The 22,828-nt window shown below is 55.5% G+C and carries 30 protein-coding genes, 1 tRNA gene and 2 pseudogenes; 22 read left to right on the top strand and 11 right to left on the bottom strand.

What is annotated here, in order from left to right; genetic code table 11:
• Positions 1-8 precede the first annotated feature (8 nt).
• The 4 genes from cobT (at position 9) to PISL_RS07040 (ending at position 3,728) form a co-directional block, all read left to right on the top strand.
• Positions 9-998, top strand: coding sequence for a nicotinate mononucleotide-dependent phosphoribosyltransferase CobT (gene cobT, locus PISL_RS07025; protein ID WP_011763105.1), 990 nt, complete (start codon positions 9-11; stop codon positions 996-998).
• Complete coding sequence (locus PISL_RS07030) at positions 986-1,912, top strand: aminotransferase class I/II-fold pyridoxal phosphate-dependent enzyme (protein WP_011763106.1); 927 nt, start codon at positions 986-988, stop codon at positions 1,910-1,912. The genes cobT and PISL_RS07030 overlap by 13 nt, the downstream gene beginning before the upstream one ends.
• A complete protein-coding gene (locus PISL_RS07035; protein ID WP_011763107.1) occupies positions 1,891-2,574 on the top strand; it encodes an adenosylcobinamide-GDP ribazoletransferase in 684 nt (227 codons plus the stop codon). Before PISL_RS07030 ends, PISL_RS07035 begins: the two co-directional genes overlap by 22 nt.
• Positions 2,575-2,852: 278 nt before the next feature.
• Complete coding sequence (locus PISL_RS07040; protein WP_011763108.1) at positions 2,853-3,728, top strand: CobD/CbiB family cobalamin biosynthesis protein; 876 nt, start codon at positions 2,853-2,855, stop codon at positions 3,726-3,728.
• Here PISL_RS07040 and PISL_RS07045 read toward each other — a convergent pair.
• On the bottom strand, positions 3,694-4,155 hold the full coding sequence (locus PISL_RS07045) for a cob(I)yrinic acid a,c-diamide adenosyltransferase (RefSeq protein ID WP_011763109.1): 462 nt from the start codon (positions 4,153-4,155) through the stop codon (positions 3,694-3,696). The genes PISL_RS07040 and PISL_RS07045 overlap by 35 nt on opposite strands.
• A 39-nt stretch (positions 4,156-4,194) precedes the next feature.
• Between PISL_RS07045 and PISL_RS07050 the strand changes: the two genes are divergently transcribed.
• The 3 genes from PISL_RS07050 to PISL_RS10915 all read left to right on the top strand — a co-directional run bounded on the left by PISL_RS07050 (position 4,195) and on the right by PISL_RS10915 (position 6,460).
• Positions 4,195-5,031 carry an NTP transferase domain-containing protein gene (locus PISL_RS07050; protein ID WP_011763110.1) on the top strand — a complete coding sequence of 279 codons (837 nt, stop codon included), beginning with the start codon at positions 4,195-4,197 and terminating at the stop codon, positions 5,029-5,031.
• Positions 5,032-5,459: 428 nt separating this feature from the next.
• On the top strand, positions 5,460-5,873 hold the full coding sequence (locus PISL_RS07055) for a hypothetical protein (RefSeq protein ID WP_011763111.1): 414 nt from the start codon (positions 5,460-5,462) through the stop codon (positions 5,871-5,873).
• Entirely contained in the window at positions 5,798-6,460 is a 663-nt protein-coding gene (locus tag PISL_RS10915) for a hypothetical protein (protein WP_167827647.1), read from the top strand. The genes PISL_RS07055 and PISL_RS10915 overlap by 76 nt, the downstream gene beginning before the upstream one ends.
• Before the next feature lie 47 nt (positions 6,461-6,507).
• Here PISL_RS10915 and PISL_RS07060 read toward each other — a convergent pair whose 3' ends face one another.
• Positions 6,508-7,686, bottom strand: coding sequence for an ATP-binding protein (locus PISL_RS07060; RefSeq protein WP_011763113.1), 1,179 nt, complete (start codon positions 7,684-7,686; stop codon positions 6,508-6,510).
• A 479-nt stretch (positions 7,687-8,165) separates the two neighbouring features.
• Here PISL_RS07060 and PISL_RS07065 point away from each other — a divergent pair, with 479 nt between their 5' ends.
• Positions 8,166-8,432 carry a HEPN domain-containing protein gene (locus PISL_RS07065; protein ID WP_011763114.1) on the top strand — a complete coding sequence of 89 codons (267 nt, stop codon included), beginning with the start codon at positions 8,166-8,168 and terminating at the stop codon, positions 8,430-8,432.
• A gap of 84 nt (positions 8,433-8,516) precedes the next feature.
• Complete coding sequence (locus PISL_RS07070) at positions 8,517-8,702, top strand: hypothetical protein (protein ID WP_053240405.1); 186 nt, start codon at positions 8,517-8,519, stop codon at positions 8,700-8,702.
• Here PISL_RS07070 and PISL_RS07075 read toward each other — a convergent pair.
• Together PISL_RS07075 and PISL_RS10920 are read right to left on the bottom strand one after the other, a co-directional pair.
• Positions 8,699-9,157: a PaREP1 family protein gene (locus PISL_RS07075; RefSeq protein WP_011763115.1), complete on the bottom strand. Its 459-nt coding sequence runs from the start codon at positions 9,155-9,157 to the stop codon at positions 8,699-8,701. The two genes, PISL_RS07070 and PISL_RS07075, sit on opposite strands and share 4 nt — an antisense overlap.
• 42 nt (positions 9,158-9,199) lie before the next feature.
• Positions 9,200-9,349 (bottom strand): hypothetical protein, encoded by a 150-nt coding sequence (locus PISL_RS10920; RefSeq protein ID WP_167827648.1) that lies wholly within the window; start codon positions 9,347-9,349, stop codon positions 9,200-9,202.
• A gap of 86 nt (positions 9,350-9,435) precedes the next feature.
• On the opposite strand from PISL_RS10920, the pseudogene PISL_RS10925 reads away from it, so the two are divergent.
• Positions 9,436-9,612, top strand: a pseudogene (locus PISL_RS10925) (zinc ribbon domain-containing protein); the annotation flags it as partial.
• Between the two features lie 446 nt (positions 9,613-10,058).
• Entirely contained in the window at positions 10,059-10,421 is a 363-nt protein-coding gene (locus PISL_RS07080) for an aspartate 1-decarboxylase (RefSeq protein ID WP_011763116.1), read from the top strand.
• Between the two features lie 266 nt (positions 10,422-10,687).
• Here PISL_RS07080 and PISL_RS07085 read toward each other — a convergent pair whose 3' ends face one another.
• Positions 10,688-11,893, bottom strand: coding sequence for a zinc ribbon domain-containing protein (locus PISL_RS07085; protein WP_011763117.1), 1,206 nt, complete (start codon positions 11,891-11,893; stop codon positions 10,688-10,690).
• Between the two features lie 280 nt (positions 11,894-12,173).
• Between PISL_RS07085 and PISL_RS10930 the strand changes: the two genes are divergently transcribed.
• Positions 12,174-12,416, top strand: a complete 243-nt coding sequence (locus tag PISL_RS10930) for a hypothetical protein (RefSeq protein ID WP_167827649.1) — start codon at positions 12,174-12,176, stop codon at positions 12,414-12,416.
• A gap of 266 nt (positions 12,417-12,682) precedes the next feature.
• Entirely contained in the window at positions 12,683-13,789 is a 1,107-nt protein-coding gene (locus tag PISL_RS07095; RefSeq protein ID WP_011763120.1) for a 4Fe-4S binding protein, read from the top strand.
• On the opposite strand, the gene PISL_RS07100 is transcribed toward PISL_RS07095, so the two are convergent.
• A complete protein-coding gene (locus PISL_RS07100) occupies positions 13,770-13,985 on the bottom strand; it encodes a hypothetical protein (RefSeq protein WP_011763121.1) in 216 nt (71 codons plus the stop codon). The genes PISL_RS07095 and PISL_RS07100 overlap by 20 nt on opposite strands.
• 55 nt (positions 13,986-14,040) lie before the next feature.
• Between PISL_RS07100 and PISL_RS07105 the strand changes: the two genes are divergently transcribed.
• Positions 14,041-14,373 (top strand): hypothetical protein, encoded by a 333-nt coding sequence (locus PISL_RS07105; RefSeq protein ID WP_011763122.1) that lies wholly within the window; start codon positions 14,041-14,043, stop codon positions 14,371-14,373.
• Between the two features lie 80 nt (positions 14,374-14,453).
• Positions 14,454-15,140, top strand: a complete 687-nt coding sequence (locus tag PISL_RS07110) for a DUF973 family protein (RefSeq protein WP_053240406.1) — start codon at positions 14,454-14,456, stop codon at positions 15,138-15,140.
• A gap of 19 nt (positions 15,141-15,159) precedes the next feature.
• On the opposite strand, the pseudogene PISL_RS11320 reads toward PISL_RS07110, so the two are convergent.
• Positions 15,160-15,430, bottom strand: a pseudogene (locus PISL_RS11320) (zinc ribbon domain-containing protein); the annotation flags it as partial.
• Between the two features lie 129 nt (positions 15,431-15,559).
• The gene (locus PISL_RS07115) at positions 15,560-15,883 is read right to left on the bottom strand and encodes a hypothetical protein (protein WP_053240407.1); all 324 of its coding nucleotides are present in this window, start codon (positions 15,881-15,883) and stop codon (positions 15,560-15,562) included.
• A 500-nt stretch (positions 15,884-16,383) separates the two neighbouring features.
• On the opposite strand from PISL_RS07115, the gene PISL_RS07120 reads away from it, so the two are divergent.
• From PISL_RS07120 to PISL_RS07140, 5 genes are all read left to right on the top strand, one after another.
• Positions 16,384-16,460: transfer RNA gene (locus tag PISL_RS07120), tRNA-Met, on the top strand.
• A 104-nt stretch (positions 16,461-16,564) separates the two neighbouring features.
• On the top strand, positions 16,565-16,831 hold the full coding sequence (locus PISL_RS07125) for a hypothetical protein (RefSeq protein ID WP_011763124.1): 267 nt from the start codon (positions 16,565-16,567) through the stop codon (positions 16,829-16,831).
• Positions 16,822-16,959: a hypothetical protein gene (locus PISL_RS10935; RefSeq protein ID WP_245218345.1), complete on the top strand. Its 138-nt coding sequence runs from the start codon at positions 16,822-16,824 to the stop codon at positions 16,957-16,959. Before PISL_RS07125 ends, PISL_RS10935 begins: the two co-directional genes overlap by 10 nt.
• 145 nt (positions 16,960-17,104) lie before the next feature.
• Positions 17,105-18,373 (top strand): zinc ribbon domain-containing protein, encoded by a 1,269-nt coding sequence (locus tag PISL_RS07130; RefSeq protein WP_053240409.1) that lies wholly within the window; start codon positions 17,105-17,107, stop codon positions 18,371-18,373.
• Positions 18,374-18,678: 305 nt separating this feature from the next.
• Entirely contained in the window at positions 18,679-19,329 is a 651-nt protein-coding gene (locus tag PISL_RS07140; protein WP_011763126.1) for a class I SAM-dependent methyltransferase, read from the top strand.
• Here the strand turns inward: PISL_RS07140 and yjjX are convergent.
• The 3 genes from yjjX to PISL_RS07155 form a co-directional block, all read right to left on the bottom strand.
• On the bottom strand, positions 19,317-19,850 hold the full coding sequence (gene yjjX, locus PISL_RS07145; protein ID WP_011763127.1) for an inosine/xanthosine triphosphatase: 534 nt from the start codon (positions 19,848-19,850) through the stop codon (positions 19,317-19,319). The two genes, PISL_RS07140 and yjjX, sit on opposite strands and share 13 nt — an antisense overlap.
• The gene (locus tag PISL_RS07150; RefSeq protein WP_011763128.1) at positions 19,847-20,458 is read right to left on the bottom strand and encodes a methyltransferase domain-containing protein; all 612 of its coding nucleotides are present in this window, start codon (positions 20,456-20,458) and stop codon (positions 19,847-19,849) included. Before PISL_RS07150 ends, yjjX begins: the two co-directional genes overlap by 4 nt.
• A gap of 187 nt (positions 20,459-20,645) precedes the next feature.
• Positions 20,646-21,653: a M20/M25/M40 family metallo-hydrolase gene (locus tag PISL_RS07155; RefSeq protein WP_011763129.1), complete on the bottom strand. Its 1,008-nt coding sequence runs from the start codon at positions 21,651-21,653 to the stop codon at positions 20,646-20,648.
• 74 nt (positions 21,654-21,727) lie between these two features.
• On the opposite strand from PISL_RS07155, the gene PISL_RS07160 reads away from it, so the two are divergent.
• Positions 21,728-21,991 carry a Fis family transcriptional regulator gene (locus tag PISL_RS07160; protein WP_011763130.1) on the top strand — a complete coding sequence of 88 codons (264 nt, stop codon included), beginning with the start codon at positions 21,728-21,730 and terminating at the stop codon, positions 21,989-21,991.
• Positions 21,988-22,296, top strand: a complete 309-nt coding sequence (locus PISL_RS07165) for a cupin domain-containing protein (protein WP_011763131.1) — start codon at positions 21,988-21,990, stop codon at positions 22,294-22,296. Before PISL_RS07160 ends, PISL_RS07165 begins: the two co-directional genes overlap by 4 nt.
• The last annotated feature ends 532 nt before the right edge of the window (positions 22,297-22,828 follow it).

Here is a 22,828-nt window from a genome sequence, read left to right on the forward strand (position 1 = left end):
GGGCGGGCATGGGCGATGTCCTTGTGATTGTCATAGGGACGACAGATGTATCGTTGATCCCCGGCATCTCTATAGCCGGCCCATCTCCAGAAGCCACCCACTACACGCCTGCTCTTGATGTAGAGTATCTACTCACGGGTCGCCCCAAGACGCTGGACGCGGTGCCGGTCACTCCAGACGGCATACCGACCCCGGCCGTGGTGACGAGAGCGCTGACGAGGGATTTGCCCAAGCTCGTCGTCGACGCCGGTAGCAGAATTCCGCCAAGGGTGCCCCGTGTAGTCTTGGGCGGAGTCCCGGGGGGCGACATCAGGCAGGGCGCCATGCCTAGAGAAGCCGCCGAGGAGATAGCGGCCGGTGGGCGGCTACTGGGTAGGCAGCTGGCCCCGCTGGGGAGGGTGGTAATTGGCGAATCTATACCTGGCGGAACGACCACAGCCATGGCAATCCTCCTAGCCCTGGGCTACAATGCGTGGGGGAGGACAAGCAGCTCATCGCCAGATAATCCCAAGGAGCTTAAAATTAAAGTAGTTAGAGATGCGCTGGCGCGTATTAGTCCTCCACTTGACGCTATTACAGCGGTGGCCGAGGTAGGAGACCCTGTCCACTTGGCTGTGGCCTCTATCGCGCTGGGGGTAGTGGAAGGCGGCGGAGAGGTTATCCTCGCCGGCGGTACACAGATGGCGGCAGCGGCGGCGTTGTACAAAGCGCTTGGCGGCGACATGGAGCGGCTTGCGGTAGCTACAACCCGCTGGATTGTGGAGGACAAGTCAGCTGACTTCCTAGGGTTAATGAGGGAGGTGGGAGTGAGGAGGATATATATCTCAAAGACGTCTTTCGCTACTTCTAGATGCAGAGGGCTTAGGGCCTATGAGAGAGGCTATGTCAAAGAGGGCGTGGCCATGGGCTACGCCCTGTGGCATGCCGAAACAAAAGGCGTGGACCCCCTGCCCCATGTTGAAGCCGAGCTAGAGAGGTTAGGCTCATGTTTCGCCTAGATGTCCACGGCGGCTCTACCTGGGCCGAGGAGGTCCGCTATGACTTTTCGGACAATTCCAACCCCATAGGACCGCCCCCCGGGCTTGAGGAGGCCCTTGTCCAAGCGGCGGCGCGGGGGGTCCACAGGAGGTTCCCTGCACACCTCGCCGAGGAGGTGCTCCGAGAGTACGAGGGGGTTGAGGTGACTCTCTTCAATGGGGCGACGGAGGCCCTGCTCTATGCCCTACTCGACCTAAGACCCCGTAGGCTGTTGGTGGCGTGGCCCAGCTACGGCGACTACGAGCGAATTGCCCGCCTCCTGGGCGTCCCGGCCGTGAGGGTGCCCCCTCCCCTCCTGGAGAGGGAGGCGCGGCCTGGTGATGTCGCTATCCTCTGCAACCCCAACAACCCAACTGGCTTCTACATGCCAAGAGACGCCGTCCTCGACCTCGCCGGGAGGCTGAGGAGGAGGGGGGCGTTTCTCCTCGTAGACGAGTCCTTCATGGAATTCGCGGGAGGCAAGTCGGCGGCTCCGGATCTGCCCGTGGTGAAGTCCTACGGCAAGTTTCTAGCCACCCCTGGCTTGAGAATCGGCGCTCTCTTGTATAAACACAGAGACCCCCCGCCCTGGAGGATAAACAGCATAGCTGACTACGCAATATACCACACAGGTGCCGAGTTTCTACGCGCCCACAGAGAAAAGACGGTAGCCTACGTGAGGGAGGAGGGGGCTAGAGTTCAAGCGGCCATCTCCAGGTGTGTAAAGACTCTCCCCACCTCGGTTCACTTCCAAGTGGTGTTTGGGCCGCCTCCCCCCGGCGTGAAGGTGAGGCCTCTCTGGGACAAGGGGATAGCGGGATTTAGGTACTCGCTGAGGAGGCCTCCCGAGAACGACGTGTTGATAGAGGCGGTATGCGGTGTCTCAAGGCGGTAGTGGCCTTCTTTACCGCCCTCCCAGTCGGCGGGGCCGAGCTGGACTTCTCCTGTATTTGGGCCACCCCCTATCTGGCGGGGCTAATGGTGGGGGGCGCCGGGGGAGCCGTCTACTTCCTCACCCACAGCCCTGCGGCCGCCTACGCCGCTCTCCTCTTGGCCACCGGTCTCCACCACCTGGACGGCCTTGCTGACGTGGGAGATGCGCTGATGGTGAGGGATAGAGAGAGGGCGCGGCGGGTGTTGGAGGATCCTAGGAGGGGCGTTGGCGGGATATTCGCCGTGGTAGCCCTCTTTGTGCTTGCGGCCAGCGCGAGACCAGAGAGCTGGCTTGACTACATAGTAACTGACCTCTATTCAAAAGCGTTGGCCCTCGTCGTAGCTGCCTACTCAAAGCCGTTTAAGGAGGGGCTCGGTTCTCTTTTCATCGTCTCTGCAAAACGCCAATGGCCAGCCGCCCTACCAGCTCTCGCTGTTGCTGCTTGGCTCCACCCAGCGGCCTTTCTTGCCGCAACAGTACTTTCGCTATTCTTCTATGTAGCCGCTTACAAACATTTGGGTGGTGCAAACGGCGACCTTCTAGGCGCTCTGCTGGAGGTCACAAGGGCGCTCTATCTGGCAACAGTTGACCTTAGCACATCCCTTATAAATGGGCTCTTCTAATGCTATGGAGGTGGCCGTGGTCATGTCTAGGGTTGACAAGACACATCGTAGTGGCTTTTGGTTGTCCAGGCTAGGTTAGACTGGCGTTCTCAAGCAGTGACGACCGTGGTTACACTATGTGTAGCTAGTAGAAACGGCGTGAGGAGTTTTGCTCCAGCCGCCTAGGATACGAACCTATTGTCGTAGTAAGTATGGAACTGGATAATATATACCGTTAGCGGAATATGACATTTGCCGCAACGACGTAACATGTTTTTAACAGTCTCTTCTCTCAGAGTGTGGATCCCATAGCGTTGGCCCTCGCCCTCGCTCTTGAGACTTTAGACGTGCCCGCGAGGTGGCGCGGTTACCTAGTCACGAGGCTTATCCACCCGGTACTCCACCCGGTGGCTATTATATATAAGGCTGCCTCTCCCCTTGCGAGACCAGGTGGGTACACGCGCGGCCTCGCTGTACTTGCTGTAGGTCTCGCCGTGGGGCTGGCGCCTGCTCTTTTAGCAGTCTTGGCTAAGCCACATTTAGGTATTCTCGGCTCGTTACTAGAGGGCTATCTCCTCAAGCTTGCCTTTGGCGTCGCCCACATCATATATCCCTGTAGCCGTAGTAATGATCTGCGATGGGTAGCGCAACAATTTGTGAGGAGAGATCTCTCAACGGCTTCTGATGGACATGTGAGATCTGCATGTTTAGAGGCAGCTGCTGAGTCTCTCGTCGACTCTTACATTTCTCCGTTGATGTGGTACGCTTTCCTCGGCCTGCCCGGGGCGTGGCTTCAGAGAGCCGTCAATACGTTAGATGGGTTGGTGGGATTTCCCTACTTCGGCAGAGCGGGGGCTCCCGCCGCCTATCTAGACACAGCTCTTAACTATATCCCGGCGAGATTAGCCGCCTTATGCATAATTGCAGTAGCCGGTTGGTGGAGTCCCGAGGTCCTCTCCCACAGAAGAAGAGTTGTCAGTAGAAACGCCGGGTGGCCTATTGCAGCGCTTGCCTCAGCGCTTGGAGTTGTCTTAGAAAAGTCGGGGAGCTACGCAGTGGGAGTGGGCGGCCTCCCCACGCTTTTTGACGTGGCACGCGGCCTCTCGATTATTTCCAAGGCGGCGGCAGTTTTTATCCTCCTCACCAGTCCAGCCCTTTTACCCCCACTCTCTTAGAGTAGTAGTGTCTAACCGCCTCCACCCTGGATATCAAGTCAGCCACCTGATATAGCTCTGGGTATTCAAAATCGCCAGTGAGTATGAAGTGGGGTCTCTCCCGGCTCAAGCTAAGGAGGGCCTTGGGATCTATGAAGCCCTGTCTCACGGCGTAATTTACCTCGTCAAGGATAACTAAGTCGTAGTCATTTGCCCTTGCCAGCGCCTCCTTGAGCACTTCTTCAGGTCTTCTGAGGTCCCACAGGGTGAGCACGTCTATTCCCAGCCTCCTTAGCGCTTTGTACTCGCCAACCTCCTCTCCCATGTAAAATGGCGTCTTCATTACGAAGGCCGCCAGCACCCTCATGCCGTGGCCCCAAGCTCTTAAGGCTGTTCCGAGGGCGGCTGTGGTTTTGCCTTTCCCACCGCCGACGTATGCTAAGATCACAGTTCCTGGGGCATTATTTATATTTAAGTTGTTTCTTACGTGAGAGCCGTAATAATGGCGGGGGGCAAGGGGAGTAGGCTCGGCGACCCCCAGAAGTGCCTAAGGCCAGTCTGCGGCATTCCGCTTTTGTTTAGAGTAGCGGGCGTCCTCCACCAGCTGGCTGACGAGATCTACGTCGTGACGACGCCTAGCCACACTGAACTCGTCCAGGCGGCGGAGAGGTGGGGCCTAAAGGTTGTCTACGGAAGCGGCCAGAGCTACCCCCAAGACTTTCCCATAGCTGCCCGCCTAGCCCCGGCGGTGGTGGCGGCGTGCGACATAGCCGACCTAGAGCCCCGGCACATACAGCTTCTCACAGCGCAAGAGGTCTTCGCCACGGCGGTGACGCCGAGGGGCTACGTGGGGCTGTCCTACCTCCCCAGCGCCGACATGGACAGATGGGTGGAGGTAGACGTGGGCCCCCTCCTAGACGTAGACACCCCAGAGGACCTCGAGGAGGCAGAGAGGAGGTGCCCAACCGCCTACCCCCTCTACGTCGACGTGGCCTGCCTAAAGCCCCACGAGGAGACCCTAGACGCCGCCCCCGAGCCCCAAGGGGAGATACCGCCCATCGCCGTGGACTACAGAACCGGCGTCGTTCTCGACGGACATCACAGGCTCAAGGCGTTGCTTAAATATGGGTCGGCCCCAGTCCTCCTATTTGACTACCGGGTGGTAGAAGTGAATATCCCCAAGGAGGAGGTGGTCCAGAGAGCCCTAGAAGGCAGGCTCTACCCGCCCAAAACCACTTGGCACACCTACCGCGGCAGACACATATCCCAAATCCCAGCCGCCAAGGCGAGGCCAGCCGCCAAAAAACTCCGGTGCAGAACATAAACCGTATGTCCCTAGGCGGTCACCGCTGGCAATTCTTGACTTGCACCTATGGGGGCACGCGGCCCCCTCCGCCAGCGTTCGGGACAGGCCCGGTCGAGACAGCTCATGGAACTGCCCCTCACCGCCGCAGATAGACACGCATTTAATTCCTCCGCCTGCGCCAAACGCAGAATTTTTCCCATACCCCCAAGAAGAAAACAGCCAAACCCATGACAAAACCCGGCCCAAGACACAGCGTCGGGATATGTTATTCCTCGGCTCTAGTCATGTAGCAAAGGTAGAGGGGACTTCACTGGTTATACATATCCTATGAGATGTAGTTTAAATTAAACTAGTATATCTTAAAATTTATTAGTATTGATGTATATATTGTAGCTGTCTTTTACAGATATCAAACGAAAAAAATACTGGCAAATTCAATACCGTACATGGATAGAAAAAAGATAGCGGGATTAGCCACAATACCAGCCGCAGTAGCAATAGCGCTGATCTTGGCAACCAACTCGCTGTATCTACCTGTCAAGGTGGTACCTAAAATACCGATTACATACTCCGTGTTACCTAACGGCACCGTCATACCGGGTATACACTATGTGGGCAACGAGAAAGAAGCTAGGGTCATCCTTACGTACCCCAATGGGAGTATGCTGGAGTTTGACCTAAGCCGGCCCGAGGAGTTCATGAGGCTGTACAAGGCGGCGCCCTACTACTTCATAGAAAGCAAAAAAGAGAAGGTGCTACCTATCGGCGGAGGGGTGATCAAGGGATGGGTCAAGATAGAGAAGGGCAACAAGGCCGTCAGGCTGACCCTATTATACTTCCCCGAGGGCCCCCGACAGTAAATGGGTCGTGGATCCTCAAAAAATTCAACCTGTTCAACTGGACTGAGACGAAGTCAGTAATCGAGAACATAGAGCCAAAGGCGCTAGAGTACATACCACATGAGATACTACTGAAGGTACAACTTATCAAAGATGCACAGAGCCTTGCCATCACTACGGTTTATCCGCCGCCGATAGAGTGGGAATTCAAAAGTGTAGTTGGAGTGACTGTTGCTAGGGTGCAACACGGCGTGGCATACGACACCGACTGCTCATCAGGTATCTATAGAGGACTTGGCTGGATTAATACTGCCGGCATTTTTGGCGTCACCTTCTACAACCAGATCACCATGGAAGGTCAGCAGTGGAGCGGTTGGAGCGCTATCTCAACCGGTTGGGTGTCGTTCTCGCCGCCTAAGACGCGGGTAAAAATAGCCCAATCAACGAGTGTTTACTTCGGCATCAACATAGGTGGTAGTGGCGTTTATGGCCAAATCGGGTCTGTATCGACGTCGTGGGATCTACTTCCAAAAGAGGTCTATGTGGTGTCCTATGCTACGGGTACCGCTGGCTCTAATTATCTGACGCGTTACATAAGAGTGTGTTGATATAGGTGTGGCTGAGATCCTTTAGAGAGTAAAACTTTTGCCCCTTTTCAGCTTTTTAGTTGTTTTAGGAAGTGTGGTATGTCCTCTTTTGTTAGTATCTGCACGTCTGCTGGGTAGGTTTTCCGGGGCCGTGTCTTCTTTATCTCGACTTTGTAGGGGCCGGCTACTGCGTCTACCTCCTCCTTGTTTTTCCAGTAGTATATCTCGCCGAACTTCCGGTAGAGGTGTTCCTGTACCACGTGTTCGAGGAGGGCTGCCTCGTCGACGGCTCTGGATGTCCACTGCGCCAGCGCCCGGTAGAGCAGGGGGTCTCTGAAGAATATCTTCTTCTCTTTCCTCGGCTGGGGCATCCCGCCGGATATCTGCAGGGCGATGCCGACGGCGTATATGTCGGCGAGGAACTCCAGATACTCCCTCACCGTGTTGTGGGAGACCCCCACGTCCTGTGCCAAGGCGTGGTAGGACGTTGGACTCGGCACTCTGTCCAGCACAGCCGCCACTATGTCCTTGAGGAGGTGGGGGCTTCTGCCGTGTCTATAGGCCTCCGAAACCACGGCGTCTACGACGGTCTCAGCCGCGTCGGGGTGTCTGTTTACAGATCGGGGGAATCCGCCCGTCTCTAGGTACTCGTGGAAGGCCTCGGCCAGAGCCGCCGGGTCGCCGCCGGCTGCCCCAGTAACCTCGGCGTAGGTGGGGAAGTCGAGGGGTAGGACGACCACGTCGCGGCCGTTCCCCCTTCTGCCGGGGAACCGTTCCGGCGTTTTGACAAGGCCCACGGTGGAGGAGCCGGTGGCCGTCACCACGGCCCTCTCCAGGGCCCCCACGTCTATGTAGTACTTGAGCACGCGCCACCACCCCCTGACCGAGGTCACCTCGTCGAGAAAGAGGTAGAGCGTCTTTGCCCCCCGCCTGGTGGCGCGCCCAAGCACATACTCCAGAGCTCTCCTCAGCTCAGCCGGCGACAGGATGATGTCTAGGTCTAGGTAGGCCACAGCATCCGGCGGGACCCGCCTCAGTAGCTCCCTAATGAGGAGCTTCAAGCCCGTGGTCTTGCCCGTCTGCCTAGGGCCATAGACGAAGTTCAACGCCGGAGGATCCAGAGAGACTGCCCAGATCCAACTGGGGACCCAGCGCACCTTCTCCCCCTCCCACGCCCGAAGATGGCGGTCTCTCTCAGCCCAGTTGGTCTCAAACCACCAGGGGTTTGCCCTATCCACCACGTCCATTGTCAAAATACTGACAATAACCTTAAAAATATTTGTCATAAAACTGACAACATAAGAAGGTAGCTGAACGCCGTACTGCCAACGGGCTACACGGCAGACATACATCTGTAACATTGGCGAGAAGCCGCATTTGCATGTCCCGGGCCTAGCCGGGGCTCGGAAGGTGTAGAGAAGAGAACTCCGTGCGCCTCAGCCAGCCATGTGACGCGGAAGCCCTAGACGGCCGGGTGGCGACGACGGGGCTCCTCCAGCCACTGGCGCCAAGTGCCCCGCCTAATTCCCCAGCCTAGGCGACGTCGCCTAAGGTGACGTCGTGAAGCCTCGTCGTAGAATCGCTGTGGGGTGTGGAGATACATCGCTGAGGGGTATGGAGTTTAAATAATCTCGCGTGGTGATGTATGTGAGTTTTCTTCTGGAGAACTCGAGGGCTTCTCTGCGGGTGGCTAGGAGGGATCTTGAGGATGGTGTGAAATCTCGCCATGTTTCACGCAGAGCAGGCGCTACAGCTGTGTCTGGAGTACAAGCTCTACAGCCGCTTGGGGGATTTCCCCCCGAAGAACGACCTTAAGACTCTGGCTTCGGCCTTGTCAAGGTTTGAATGCGTCGACGTCGACCCCCTCTTTCTCGACTTATTGACGCTGGCCTACACGGCGTCTAGATACCTCCCATTTACCTTTTCTCCGGAGGCCGCCGGGAGGGCCGTGGAGTACGTGGAGAAGCTCTTGGGGGAGTTGGGATGTTTGTAGAGTTGCTGGCTGATCTGAAGAGGGAGCGCGATAGATACGTGGCTGAGGCGGTATCTGTCGGCGATAAAGGAGGTCGTCAGGAAGGTGGATCCAAACGCCCGGGTTCTGGCCTTCGGGAGCTTCGTAAGGGGGGGGGGGGGGACTCTAGGCTGGACAGCGACAGCGGAGACCGTCGGCAGAGGGCCCCACCCCTTCGAGATCCACGTGGCTACCCCCCAGGAGTACGAGAGCTGGTGCAGGAGGTTTATCGACGTGTGGCGGGAGGTCTAGCGGCCTCCCAGCGCTGCCCCTAGCTTCTCTCTAAGCGTCTTCGCCGCCTCGACGAAGACGTCTACGTCCCACCTCTCCAAGTGCCCCTCGTAGAAGTTCACGTGTAGTTGCTCCACCTGCGCGAAGAGCTTCACAACTTCACGATCTCCCAGCTCCTGGGAGATCCTCCTCACGGCGGCCCAGACAAGCCTATGTGTATCGTGCGGCCAGCGCCGCGCCTCCGCCACGGCCTTGACTAGTTGCACTACTGAGTTCCAGATCTTCTCGCCGCCTTGTCTAAGATCGCCGGCATTGATAAGCCTCAGCCCCTCCTCCCAAAAGTATTCAGACGCCTTTAGGTACAGCTCTACGCGCTCCGGCGGATCTAGACCCTGGGCTACCGCGTCGTGCAACACGGCAAGCGGGCCAAGCCCGTGCACCCTAAGGATCTCCAAAAGGTAGCTGGGGATCTCCATAAGATAATCTAAGATATACAATTTAAGACTTCTCAGCCGTCTTCAACATAGGGCATCGTTTAGGTAGGCGGGGTCAGTGTGTGTTCCCCATTGGATTACCCTCTCTAGGTTGACTAACAGCGTCGGCTTGCCGGTTATGAATGCTGTACACCCGTTTTCGCAGTACCTAGTTTCAAATTTTACGTCGCCCATGCCCATGTCGCCAACGCCTCTGGGACGGCGGCGAGGCTGGGCACCTCTCTTCTAACGTCGGCAAGTGCGAGAGCCCTTGCCTCGCCTGTCCCCATTGCGAAGCCAAGATGATCGAAGAGAGAAACCGCGTAATGCATTGCCCCGCCTGCGGCTTCTCGGACCGTAGGGATAGAATTCCGTTGCTCTGGGCAAAGAGGAGGTACTGGGAGCTCCTCCAGAAGCAACCCGCTTTTTCGGCGACCACCACACTTTTAAGTTCGTAAACTGTCGCTCCTATGAGCCACTACCCCGGCCCTGGGGCCCGGCGACCAAGGGGGCACAGCCAGCCCCCAACGACCCAAGCCCCCTCGCCCGCGGCCGCCCAAAAGGCGTCTCCGCGGGCAGGCCCCGAGCCCCCCGGAGAGGGCCGGGCGCCACAGAGGGGGTTTTTGTCATGTTGCCCATCTGGCTGAGGCTCTCGGAGAAGTGTATAAATCTCTGGGTCTATTCTGCGTTGGTGATGATGTCCAGGGCGCCGATGTGTGGGGAGGGTTTCTGGTCGCTGACAGGTCTGCCCAGTCTTACAGCAACCTGTACACCTCTCTACAGATAGCTACAGAATTCAATAGGATACATCGCTATTCGTAACTCTGCCGTGGAGATATATCTGTTCTCCCGTTATATGCGCTTAGGCACGATCACATATATAAACTAAACTGTTAGGGGGTGTATGCCGGTTTTGCTGAGAGCTAAAGCACACGGACTTGTTGTGACTGGCAAAAATCTACACTACGAGGGATCTCTGACGTTGGGAAGAGATATCATAGAAGCGGCGGGGTTCTACCCGTTGGAAAAAGTAGAAGTCTACAACGTCACAAATGGGGCACGATTTACTACATATGTAATCCCGGGCAGGCCGGGGGAGGTTGTACTAAACGGCGCCGCAGCGAGACTCGGAGAGGTAGGCGATGTGATTATTGTTGCGGCGTATGAATGTGTAGCTAACCCAGCTTCCCACATCGCAACTATTGCAATTTTTGAAGGTAATAAATTGAAAGAAGTTAGGAAAATTTCTCTCAGTGACATGTATTGATACAAGCCTTCCAGCTATTTCAATAGTAAAGTCGGTATGTGTGTCTTGCCTATTGGCATGGGGACCTTTGGCGCGGGAGACGACTTCCTTATCTTTTTTTCGGCCCCTCCTCCGGGGGGCTCAGGGGCCGTGCCGGGGCGAGGGGCGGCTCACCCGGGGGTCGGCCGCGAGTCGCTTGTTGTAACAGTTTGGCGCCCCGGGGCCAGGCGTCGTTCATGTGGGAGGTGTAGTTGGGGGGTTAGGTGGTGGTCGCCGGGGGGTTGTTTCTAGCCCCCAGTACCTCTTCTCCGCCATGTCATGGGGGCGTTGTCTCTGTTGTCTGAGAAGCCGCAGGTGGGGCAATGCATTACGCGGCCCCTCTCCTCCGCCATCTTAGCGCCGCAACGGGGACACACTGTGCTGTAGAGTCTCTCCTCTAGATACGGCAATCCATACCATTGTGCGAGCGCCTGTAGGCGCTTCCTTAGTTGTCCCAAACCGTCTAGGAGGTGTTTCCTCACGCCGTTTCCGCCCCTCTCCTTCAACTCCCGGTAGCTCTCGTCTTCCATTGTGTCGACGACTATGGCGGCTTGGTGCTCTCTTGCCAACTTTATGATCTCGCGGGCGGCGTTTATAACAACGTCGAGGATTACGCCGTAGCGCTTTGTCTCAAGCTTCCACAGCTGTCTCTGGAGATCCAACGCTCTGCGTGGATCCCTGTCCTCGTCCACACGCGCGAGAGCTCTGCTTAATTGACTTATGTGGGCGTGGATCTTCTCAAGCTTCCGTATCCGCTCTTTCCTAGGAAACTTCAGTAGCTTTACGACTCTGCCGTCGGCCACGAGACCAACCTTTATGTAGTGGTCAAGGCGGTTGACATCGACGACGACAAGCGCCCTGGGCTCTATCTGCGTCACCTCTCTAGCGAATACGAGAGCGACATATAAACCACAGTATGTCTGCTCCTCCTTATCGTCTCTCTTCTCAATGCCCAAATATCCCAACTTGAGTCTGGCGCCTTCTTCCAACCGCTTTTTAATCCAAGCGACGTCGCTTTTCTTCAGCTCGATGGCGAAAGGCGGTATGCCCAACCTCCGCACTCTGAGGACACCGCTCTTTAGGTCAACGAAGACCGCTCTACTCATATCTTTCTCGTTTTCAACCCTAAGTTGCGCATTCAGCGGAATTGCCTTGTGGAACACCACGTCGCGCCAGAACATCTTGGCTTTATGTACCAAGTACCTCCCCAACCCGTACTTGGGAAACACCTCATCTATTATCTTGACAGCCAGCTCCCGCCTGTCTGGCGTGAGGAGTCTGTCCAACTCCTCCGTAGTTAGCTTCGGCTCCTCTTGCCCCGTCAACTCTTTCAACAGCCTTCTGACGTACTCCTCCACCGCTAGGTGCATACGCGTCACTAGGTCTAGGACGTCTGGACGCTCCTCGATGAGGCGCCACGGTATCTCCACCCTCAGCGTTCTGTATGCATACATGGGCGTATATGTGGCGGAGGGTGAAATCTCTGTTGGTTATGGGAGGCGCATGGGGCAGGCCAAAAGTTTCACAAGACAAACCCACGGCGCCGTGCCCCGCCTCTTCTCAGAGCTGGCGAAACACTGACCCCTCCCCCGGGACTGCGATATACGCGGCGCCCGCCGATGCGTTGACTACGGCGGCTGTCTAGGGGCTTCGTCGATAAATCCGTTGTTTGAGCGCGAGATTCGCCGTGGTGGCCAACGCCGCAATCGCGATGACGATCCTTTACGCGGGGAGATGAAGCCACATAGAAAGAGCCGGCGCCGCTGGCCACGCCGCGGCGATGTTGGCCATAGTCGCCGCCAAGGCGGTTGCCATCTTGAACAACCTGTCCTCGGCGTTAGAGACTTTTCACTGCCGCCAGCGGCGATGTATGTCATAATGGCAACCGCCGTCGCAGGCATCGCCGTGTTGGTGGCTGACGCAGTGAGGAGGGTAAAACAACCCGTTTTTCCACTCCGACGGCCATCAAACTTTTAACCCCCTAACTACTTCTTACTCATGAACGACGCCGGCCCCGGGGCGGCAGACGGGGGCGCGCATAAGGTGAAACACAAACGGCTTGTGGCCGACCCCCGTATGACCCGCCCCCTCGCCCCGGTGTACCCGAGACAGGCCCCCGAGTCCCCCAGGGAGGGGCCAAGAGAGGTAGGGGGATGTTTCAGCCGACGTTGGCGCTTTAAAGGATTTATACACTGGCCATTCTATGGCCGTGTTGGGCGTAGGCTACGCAAGAAGGTGGGGGCATGAGCGATAAGCCCGCTATCATCATTGTTGATGGTAGAGAAGACCTTTCTAAACGTCTCTCTCAGACGCCGCTATATTTCGCATATCGTGGGCCCCATGGGAAGTGGTTTAGAAGCGTAGCCGAGAAACACTTAGACACAGACTGGGCCTCTCTCCCACCTGCTGAAGTTAAGACGGCGACGAGGAGAGAGCTAATAACAGGGGGCTTCATAAGGCTGAGGGACACAGTGGTGGTAGACCAAGCCAAGTGTATCTGGTGCGGCATGTGTGTCAGATCTTGTCCAGCTACGGCTTTTGAATATGTTGAGAGGAAATCTATTAGAGTGAGGTACGACCGGTGTATAGACTGCGGCCTATGCAACGCCGTGTGTCCCGTCGAGGCTGTGAAGATGCCGTCTCTACCTGACGGCTTTCTCGCCGAGCTTATAAAGACGGCTCCAGGGCCGTTGAAATTTATCTGTGACTATGCCTTCCAAGATGGCGACGAGGAGGGGGTGAGGGTCAAGTGTATCGCAGCCATACCTAAGCAATATCTCTATATTGCGGCGGCGAAATATGGCGAAGCCAGAGCCCACTGCTCCCGCGGCGAGAGGTGTCCCCTGTGGCCAGCCGTGGAGAAGTGGGGCGCGGGGCTTGTCCGCGAGGGCAGAGACTTCGTGGTGAGGGCCGAGAAGGCTCCTCTACAGCCTGGAGACAGGTGGCAGACGAGGATGCTCGCCGTGGCCCTGGGAATGTCTGTCGGCAGAGTGGAGGTGGCAGGGGGGTGCACCCTCTGCGGGGCCTGTGTCAACGTCTGTCCTACAGACGCCCTCTCCATAAAGGGCTTTGAGCTCCGTCTCACGCCGGCGTTATGTATCGCCTGCGGTGTTTGTGTAGAGAAATGCCCAGAGAAAGTGATAAAGATTGGGAAGACCCGGGAAGACAAGCCCTACGAGTCTAGGGTCGTCTTCCGCGACAGCCCCGCCAGATGCTCTTCCTGCGGAAAACCTCTGCCATACACGGAGACTATGGCGCGGAAGCTGGCCGAAAGATTAAAAGAGAGGGGGCTCCCCTACGAGTATATATACCTCTGCGAGGAGTGCCGTCTCAAGTCTTCGCCCGTCTAGCCTTAACCACATGTAGGTCGCCCTCCTTATACACGTCTACAATTACGTAGTTGAAAAGGGGGAGGACAAGTCTCAGCACTTTTATACAGTCTTCGTCTGGCGTCCTTACCGCGAGTTCGGCCGGCTGTCTCTCCTGGATATATGCTACGACTTTGAGAGAGCCCTCTGGACAGCCGGGGGCCTCAACCATATCCATAGAGCTTCATAGTCACACTCTTAAATACATATAAACCGTTAATTTACATCTTGCTATGTCTCTGGCAGGAGAGGTAATTGGACTCATAGTTGGGTGGTTGGTCTCTACTATCGCCGTGTGGCTTGCGCTTAAGATTTTCCCAGGTAGGCAGAAGAGAGAGGATTTGGCTGGGGCGGCGCTTACTGCATTAGTAGGCGCGTTGATCTATTGGTTTTTCCACGCCGTATTTAGAATCCCCTTTATAAGCGGCATAATAGCTTTCTTCGTCTGGCTTTATGCACTTCGGAAGCTACAGGGAGTTGGATGGCTCGGGGCGTTTGCCCTCGCCATATTGATATGGATAATTAACGGACTATTCAGCCTATTCCTCCCAACGCTTAGATTATAGAATTTTTTCCACGATTTTGCCAGAGGATATTTTGACGTCCCTCCACATCTACATATTTAAGTTATAAAAGACTAATATCTATGGAGACGAGGGGCGTGGAATTAGATGCCCTTAATATGCTTAAGACAGGGTTTTTGTACATTTTAGTCGCAACGCTTCTGGCTATTATAGGTATTTTCGTCGGCCTGGCTTCTATATTTGCTGTAGTTGGCGCAGTTTTCGAACATCCATTCCACTATGTAGCTTCTGCGGCGGGCGCTTTAGCTGTATTTTTCATACTGTTATTAGTAAGCGCCGCCGTGTCTCTATACGCCATTTTTGGCAAAATTAGGCCGGGCATGCGTCTAATGTCTCAGATAGATAGGGGTTTTGACATATGCCACACGGGGACTACGCTTATGCTTGTAGGTTTAATAGTTGTAATTCTCGGATTGATAACAGGTCTGTTGGTGATAGGCGCAGGAGCCGCGGCCGCCATGCCGTTCAGCGCCTTATCTGGCGTCTTCGTTATACTGGGCGCAGTTTTTATAGGTGGTATAGTCATTCTCATAGGCGAAATACTTGCCTTTATAGTAGGCGCCTTTAAGCTATATGGCAGATATAACAACACGCTATATATTGCAGCCGGCATCCTCTACATAGTGGACCTAGCCCTGGCTTTCGTTGGAGTAGGAGGCATACTGTCGCTAGTGGGGACTATACTGATGTATGTCGCATTAAAAGAGACGATAGAAAAAATCTCGTATAAATCTGCCACGCCGAGTTAGCGGTTGCTAAGCCTTGCAAACTGGACAACAGAACCGCCCGGTAGAACACCACGTCGCGCCAGAACACCCTGGCTCGGTCTACGAAATACTTCTTAAGCCCATATTGGAGAAACACCACCTCAATAATCCGGCGCGTCAACTCCCGTCTGTCGGGAGTGAGGAGACGGTCTAGCTCCTCCGCCGTGAGTCTGGGCTCTTCCTCTTAACTCCTTAAGCAGTCTCTTTACATATTCTCCGACGGCTAAATACATATGCGTCACGAGGTCGAGGACATTCGGCCGTTCCTCGATGAGCTTTCAAGGGATTCTGATCTTCAGTGTCCTGTAGACTTGGTTCATATGCATACAGGGCGTAGGGGAGAAGAGCTAGATGTTGAGATCTCTCGTATCGTTGCGAGCAGGTAGGACGGGCGGGAAAGGCTATCGTAAGTCGAAAGCCGCAATTAGTAGCCGCCTGGCAACGTTTGTGATGTATGCGGCGGTTTCCAACGGCGTGACGGATCCGAGGTTCATGAACAAGATGGCGAGTACGGCGGGTGTAGTGATGAACATACTAAACGCAACCGATTCAAGTGCGTCAGATTCGTAGTCCTTTCCGCGATTTATAATAGCGATTAGGGCAAGAGTGAGTGCAATTGCATCGATCGCCACGACGTATACAATTGGAGAAGAGAAGTCGCTCAAAAACAAGACATCGCTGGTCGCCACGGCGATGAGCCCAACTACAAACGACAGTAGGTTCACGCCCCACCTTCCACAGACGCAAAAAAGTCAGATACAACCTTTCAACTCCTTTCACACACCTGTCTTACAGCGACGACGTGAGGCAGGCGAATCGAGGAAGTAGAAAGTGGCAAAGAGGTTGGCGGGAGACATGACAGGGAGATGCAAAAAACTAGGTTAGGTAGGAGACGAGATCCTCTATGGTGGGAGCACAGATAAGGCCGTAGAGCTCTTGGACGTGCAGCGGCTTAGTTCTTATATTTTTTAGCACCCGTTATTTTTGCGTATAGAAGCATGGCGGCGATGGCCGTAGTTATATCAGCCCTGAAGTAGACGCAGAGCCCCTCTGGCTGGCTCTCGGCATAGGCGCGACTATGGTCAACACTGCCGCGTATGTCGCAGTCCCGGGGGAGGGATCAGTGTTTCGCAGGCTCTGAGGAGAGGCGGGAGACGCGAAGGGGACATAGAGAAAAACTTATAAAGCTGTTATGAAATTACCATACAGCGCAGTGGGCGCCAGAAGCGGGGTAGGCCAGCCTGGTAGGCCGCGGGGCTCATAACCCCGAGGTCCCCGGTTCAAATCCGGGCCCCGCTACCAAATTATCCTCTTGTATACGTAGGGAGCCCACCCGTAAGTCTAAAATATAAGGGCGTTATAGTATATACGCAGATTATAACTGTCCTCAGGGGTTTGTGTCCGAGATGCGGAAGACCCTTCATCTTGGAGATGGCGCCGGGTGTTACATCTGTAGCCCCCACTGCGGCCAGCCTGCGGATGTTAATAAGTGTGAAAGAGATAGTGTCGTCAAGTTGGGAGATTGCGAAATTAGAGATTGGGATAGGGTAGCTACTTTAAGCCCCACGGTTCAACAGATGGTTCTACAAGCGCTGGAGTCTGGGAGGGCGCCTAAAGAGTTGTACCCCATATTATTAAAGCTCAGAGAGATAGGAGCCTTGGTATGTACATAGACTTTCCCTCTGTATGGAGATACTTCCGGGAATATATAGTGGCGTCCGGCAGCATTTTAGAACTTAAGAAGGCGCTCGACTGGAGCATTTGGTCCATGGACACATGTGACGCGGAGGAGAAAAGCTAGTTGAGAGGCACATTTTTCAAGAGGGACGGGGTTGTTCCACAACGTCGGGGCCGCTGTAGACGCGGTTTGTCTTGTGAAACTTTTGGCCTGCCCCCATGCATCTTCTATAACTAACAGAGATTTCAGCCCCACCACATATACACACATGTACGCATACAGAACGCTAAAGATAGAAATCCCCTGGCGCCTCATCGAGGAGCGTCCAGACGTCCTAGACCTCGTCACGAGGATGCACCTAGCGGCGGAGGAGTACGCCAGAAGGCTGTTGAAGGAGATTACGGGACAAGATGAACCAAAGCTCGCGCCGGAGGAGCTAGACCGTCTCCTCACGCCAGACAGGCGGGAGCTGGCGCGCCGGATAATCGAGGAAGTGTTTCCCAAGTACGGGCTTGGGAAGGCTTTTGTGGATTACGCCAAGTTCCTCTGGCGTGATACAGTGTTTCAACGGGCAGTTCCGTTGAACACCCAGTTAAGAACCGAAAACGAAAGAGATACGAGTAAGGCGGTCTTTGTCGACCTAAAGAGCGGTGTCGTCAGAGTGCGGAAGTTGGGCATACCGCCTTTTGTCGTAAAATTGAAGAAGAGCGACATCGCTTGGATAAGGGAGAGACTACAGGAAGACGCCAGACTCAAGTTGGCATATTTGGGCGTTGACGTGAGGAGGGGCAAGGATCCTACTTACGGCGGCCTATACATCGCCCTGGTGTTCGCTAGGGAGGTCAAGCCGGTGGAGCCCAGGGCTATTGTCGTCGTAGATGTCAACCGGTTGGACCACTACATAAAGGTTGGCCTCGTGGCCGACGGTCGTGTCGTGGAGCTATTGAAGTTCCCCAAGAAAGAGCGGATACGGAAGCTTGAGAGGATACATGCTCACATAAGCCAATTGGAGAAAGCCCTCGCACGTGTAGACGAGGACAGAGACCCGCGTAGAGCGCTAGACCTTCAGAGACAGTTGTGGAAACTTGAGACGAAACGCTACGGCATAATCCGCGACGTCGTTATAAACGCCGCCCGCGAGATCATAAAGCTTGCGAGGGAGCACCAAGCCGCGATCGTAGTGGATACAATAGAGGACGACACCTACCGGGAGCTGAAGGAGTGCAACGGAAACGGCGTGAGGAAACACTTCCTAGACGGGCTTGGGCAGTTAAGGAGACGCTTGCAAGCGCTCGCACAATGGTACGGCCTTCCGTATGTGGAGGAGCGGCTATACAGTACGATCTGTCCTAGATGCGGCGCTAAGATGGCGGAAGAGGGGAGACGCGTAATGCATTGCCCCGCCTGCGGCTTCGGGGCACATAGAGACAACGTCCCCATGATATGGGCAGAGAAGAAGTATCAAGAGCTGATAGAGAAGACAAAACAACCCACTTTTTCCTCCGCACCGGCGACCGTCACATTTTTAACCTCGTAAGTTTTCTTGCTTCACAAACGACGCCTGGCCCCCGGGGCGGCCGACGGGGGCGCGAAGATGGGGAAAGTTAACGACTTGGCGTCACGTCCCCCGGGTGAGCCGCCCTCTCGCCCCGGTGTACCCGGGGCGGGCCCCCAAGTCCCCCAGGGAGGGGCCAAGAAAGAGATAGGGGGACAAAATGGTGGAATGAGATAAAAGAGAAAGATCTAAAAAAGCCCTTTGTTAAAGCTCTCTACATATCGCTTCTCAAAAGGGGGATAATAGACGAGAGAGGCGAGTTCAAGAAAGAGGTTAAGAAACCCGAGATGCCAAAGGGGCTATATGCGAGAGAGTGGGTGGAGATGCATATGCGTTTTGACGAAATAGGAGCTATCAAAATAGCACAAGACGAAGTCGATAGAAACGCCTTAGACCTCTTCTACAGCGATATACAAGTACAAGGCTGGCATAGAATTATGGTAAAAACCTTCCTAAAGGCAGCGGGGGTTACAGACGGCCAAGCCGTACTAGAGCCCTACTCCAGAGAGGGCCACATAGCCGCCTTCTACCACGAGGACTATAAGCCAGCCTCTTACCTCGGCTACGACCCCAGCGCCGTCTTTGTTGAAATGGCAAAAGCTGTGGCGCCCTCAGCGACTTTTGTGACAGTTTCGACAGCATGCGAAATTTCAGGTCATTACGACGCCGTGTTACTCATAGAAAAGCTCCAGTGGATGCCCGACCCACTCCGCGAGCTTGAGTGTATTAGCCGAGTCTTAAAGCCAGGAGGAAGGCTATATGTCGCCCAGCCCGTAGCAGAGTCTATGCCGGGCTACCTCGCCATCCTCACGGCGGTGGGGGCACAACACGTCTTCACTTGGAGAGAGGTTGAAGATATGTTGTCATCTAGGTTCCACCTAGAGAAGCGCCTCATTAGAGCTCTGCCCTTCTACGGCGCGGTGTTTCAGAAGCGGTAGAGCGGGGCGTTTGTAGAGAGCCTAGGCACAAGCGCCATAACTACCGCCGCCATGTTTAAATCGAAGCGAGACACCACCCCTTTGGTAAGCACGCCTATTATGCCCTCTTTATAGCCGATTGCAACTCTTCCAAAGTACCTCTCTGCCAGAACCCCCAACTCAACCCCCCTTAACACATCGTTGAGAAATATGTCGGGGACTTGGAAGGCAGGGCCAAAGCCTATTGTAACAACGCCGTTTCTATCCGCTATTGCAGCCACAGTGACGTCTAAATAACGCCCGCCCGCCTGTAGTACGCCTGCCTCAATCCCAACGCCATGTTCTGCATTTTGCACAACGGAAAGCGCCGCCCTCGCCCTCTCTATGGCCCCCGCGACCACAGTCTCAACGCCAATGGGCTGCGGAGGGAGAGACACAGGCTTTTCGACGGGGACTACTTGCGCCCTCATCCCAAAGAGCTTATACGCCGCTTGAACAGCCCTCAGCTTATTTGGATTTCTAGACGCAACGGCGACAATCATACTTTAAACTCGATACAGACAAAGCCCATACGCTCAGCCTTTTCTATAGACACCTCTCTAGCCTCCTCTACCTCTTCCTTCTCGCCTGGCGGCCTAGAGAGAGTGGCGACTATACGCAAAGGCCTCATCCCCTCGGCTATTTCTACTACCTCTCTGACGGTGTAGAACCTCGCCCTCGAGTAGAAGGGGTGGCCCCTCGCGCCCATCTCTACGTACAGTCTGCCCCAGGGCGACTCTCTCGGCACTATACACGCCACAACCCTCTCGGCCACCCTCGCGGCTTCGCGCAAAACCGCCCTCGGGTTGTCCACGAAACAGAGGGTAACGACCAGGAGGGCGCAGGGGAGGGATTTTTCCCTCAGCGGGAGGGCCTCCCCCACCGCCTCCACCAGCTCCAACTCCCGCGGAGCTAACTTAAGCATCTCTCTCACGGGGTCTACGCCCACTCTTAACCCAAGCGGCGCGGCGAACCTCCCCGTCCCGACGCCCACTTCCACGCCCCCGCGGCAGTCGAACCTAGATACGGCGTCTAGCTCCGACTTATACAGCGCAGGATGCGCCGCGTACCACCTATCGTAGTCCACCGCCCTAGACCTAAAAACCTCCACAACTAGAAAAACACGGGGTATATTTACCGTTTTGCCTATCCCAGATGTGGGGGGTGCTCACCCCCTTTGTTAACCACAACGCCTGTTGGGGCGGGTCGGCCTTCTGTAAGCGTTCAATTTGTAACCTGTGGGGGTCTGTCCGCCGTTGATCCCGCCTTGGACTTGACAGACGGAGGTCCCCAGACGGCTATTTTAGTTCGGCGATAGCGTTTTTCAGAACCTCCGCCGCCAACTCTACCTCTTTGACGTCTATGTGTTCATCCTCCGTGTGAGCTAGCCGCGGGTCGCCGGGGCCAAAGGCGGCGATGTCTCTGGTGAGGTCGACGAGGAGGTTGAAGTCGGCTGTGCCCCACTTCTTGCTGAGCTTGGGCTCTAGGCCGAGTTTTAACAGCCCTCTGATGAGCGCCCTGGCGGCTGGGTTTATGGGCGAGACCTCGGCCGGCTCTACGCAGCTCCTCGCCCTTGCCTGCGGGGGGAGGGCCGAGAGGAGGTCGTGGCATGTCCTACCGGGGGGTATCCTCACGTCTAGAACCATAGTGCATCTCGTCGGTATTTTGTTTGGGGCGTCGCCGCAGTTAATCACAGTGGGCGTGACAGTGAAGGCGTCGTATCTCTCGGCGTGTCCAAGGGCCCTCTTGATCTCTTGGTATATGGCGTAGAGCTCCTCCACGATGTTGCCGTATATGGGGGAGCTGGCGTGGCCGCCTCTAGACTCCAGCTCTATGTACACCTTGGCGCCGCCTCTGTAGGCATACGCCACGTGGAGAGAGGTGGGCTCCCCCACGTAAATATAGCGGGGCCTGGGGGGTCCCCCCTTCAGGAGGGCCTCCGTGCCGGCGCTGTCATCTTCTTCGGCAGTGACAAGGGCAAGCACCAGAGTCCCCCGGGGCTCTGCCTCGAGGAAGGCCTTTGTGTAAGCTGCCAAGGGGCCTTTGTCGTCTACCGCCCCGCGGCCCCACAGCACGTCCCCCTCCCTCCTCACTGGCAGGGGGCCGGGCACTGTGTCCATGTGGGCGTGTAGCCACACGACAGGCTCGCCGCGGCCTTTCACAGCAATTACGTTACCAGCCTCGTCGATCCATACGTCTGGGACGTATTGTCTCAGATAGCGCTGGAGCCACCTGGCCAACTCGCCCTCGCCGTGGGGAGGGCTGTAGATTTTGAGCACTTCCTCAAGTAAGGCGGCGACGTCCATAAGCCAAATTTCAGGAGGTATAAAAATTGTTGTAAAACCACAAAATATATATCAACCCCTGTGTAATAGAGGACATGTTTCTTAGGTCGGCGTTGGAACTTGCGAGGAAACTAGGCGCCTTTACTGCAGCTCAAGCCGCGTCGTATCTTGGGATCTCTTTAGAGGAGGTCGAGAGGAGGCTAGATAAATTGGTAGAGGGGGGAGCGCTGAGGGCTGTGGTGATAGCTGGCGTTAAGTTTTATTATAGAGACCCGCAGACTGCCGCCGAGGTGATACTCGACTCAGTAGATATCTCTACACTTCCCAGAGAGGAGCGGGAAAAGCTTATGAGGCTATGACCTGGCGTTGGGAGAAAGTAAACGAATGTATGGAGAGGCGCTATATATCTGGAGAGGGAGCCACAGTGGCGCAGTTTCGATTAAAGGCCGGCTGCGTCGCACAGAGACACAGCCACCCAAACGAGCAGATCTCTGTGGTATTAGAGGGTGTTATAGAGTTTGACATAGGTGGGATGAGATTTACTGCATCTACAGGAGATGTGGTATATGTACCGCCGGGCGTAGAACATGAGGCCGTGGCAATAACCGACGCCGTGGTAATAGACGTCTTCTCACCGCCTAGAAAAGACTGGGTTACTAAATAGGGCCAACGGCAATCGCCTGTCCCTAGGGACTTTCTCCCCGCCCATGCCATCATCGGCATCCACGGTACCTCAGGCGTGGTGCCGGACAGCACGCGGCTGCACGTTTTTCGACGTTTAGAGAGGAGGTCCTCCTCGGATTTACTTTTATCACTTCCCCTCCCTCGCCTTCTATACGATCTCTCTAATTCTAAAGCCCGCCCTATAGATCCCGTCCCTTGGCTTAGGATTGCTATCTCTGATATCATGTCCTTCGACGTCTCCTTTGGCAAATTTTTGGCCGCGGTGGCAGCGCTTAGCCTCTCTGTCTCCCTTACGACGAGATTTGTCACTTTCCTCCTCACGTCGTTCTTTTGCCCGGTTCGCTCCTCTTGACGGTGCAGCTTGCGTGCCACGGGCCCTTGGTAGATTGCAAGATCTCCCTGTAGCTGTGGTATCCAACCGTTATGTCTCTTAATATTTGTCTCAAGGATGTAGATCTTGTCGCCGACATTCACTGTCACATTTTCGTTCAAATACTAAGGACATTAGCGCG

The sequence above is a fragment of the Pyrobaculum islandicum DSM 4184 genome (assembly GCF_000015205.1).
Classification (GTDB): Archaea; Thermoproteota; Thermoprotei; order Thermoproteales; family Thermoproteaceae; genus Pyrobaculum; species Pyrobaculum islandicum.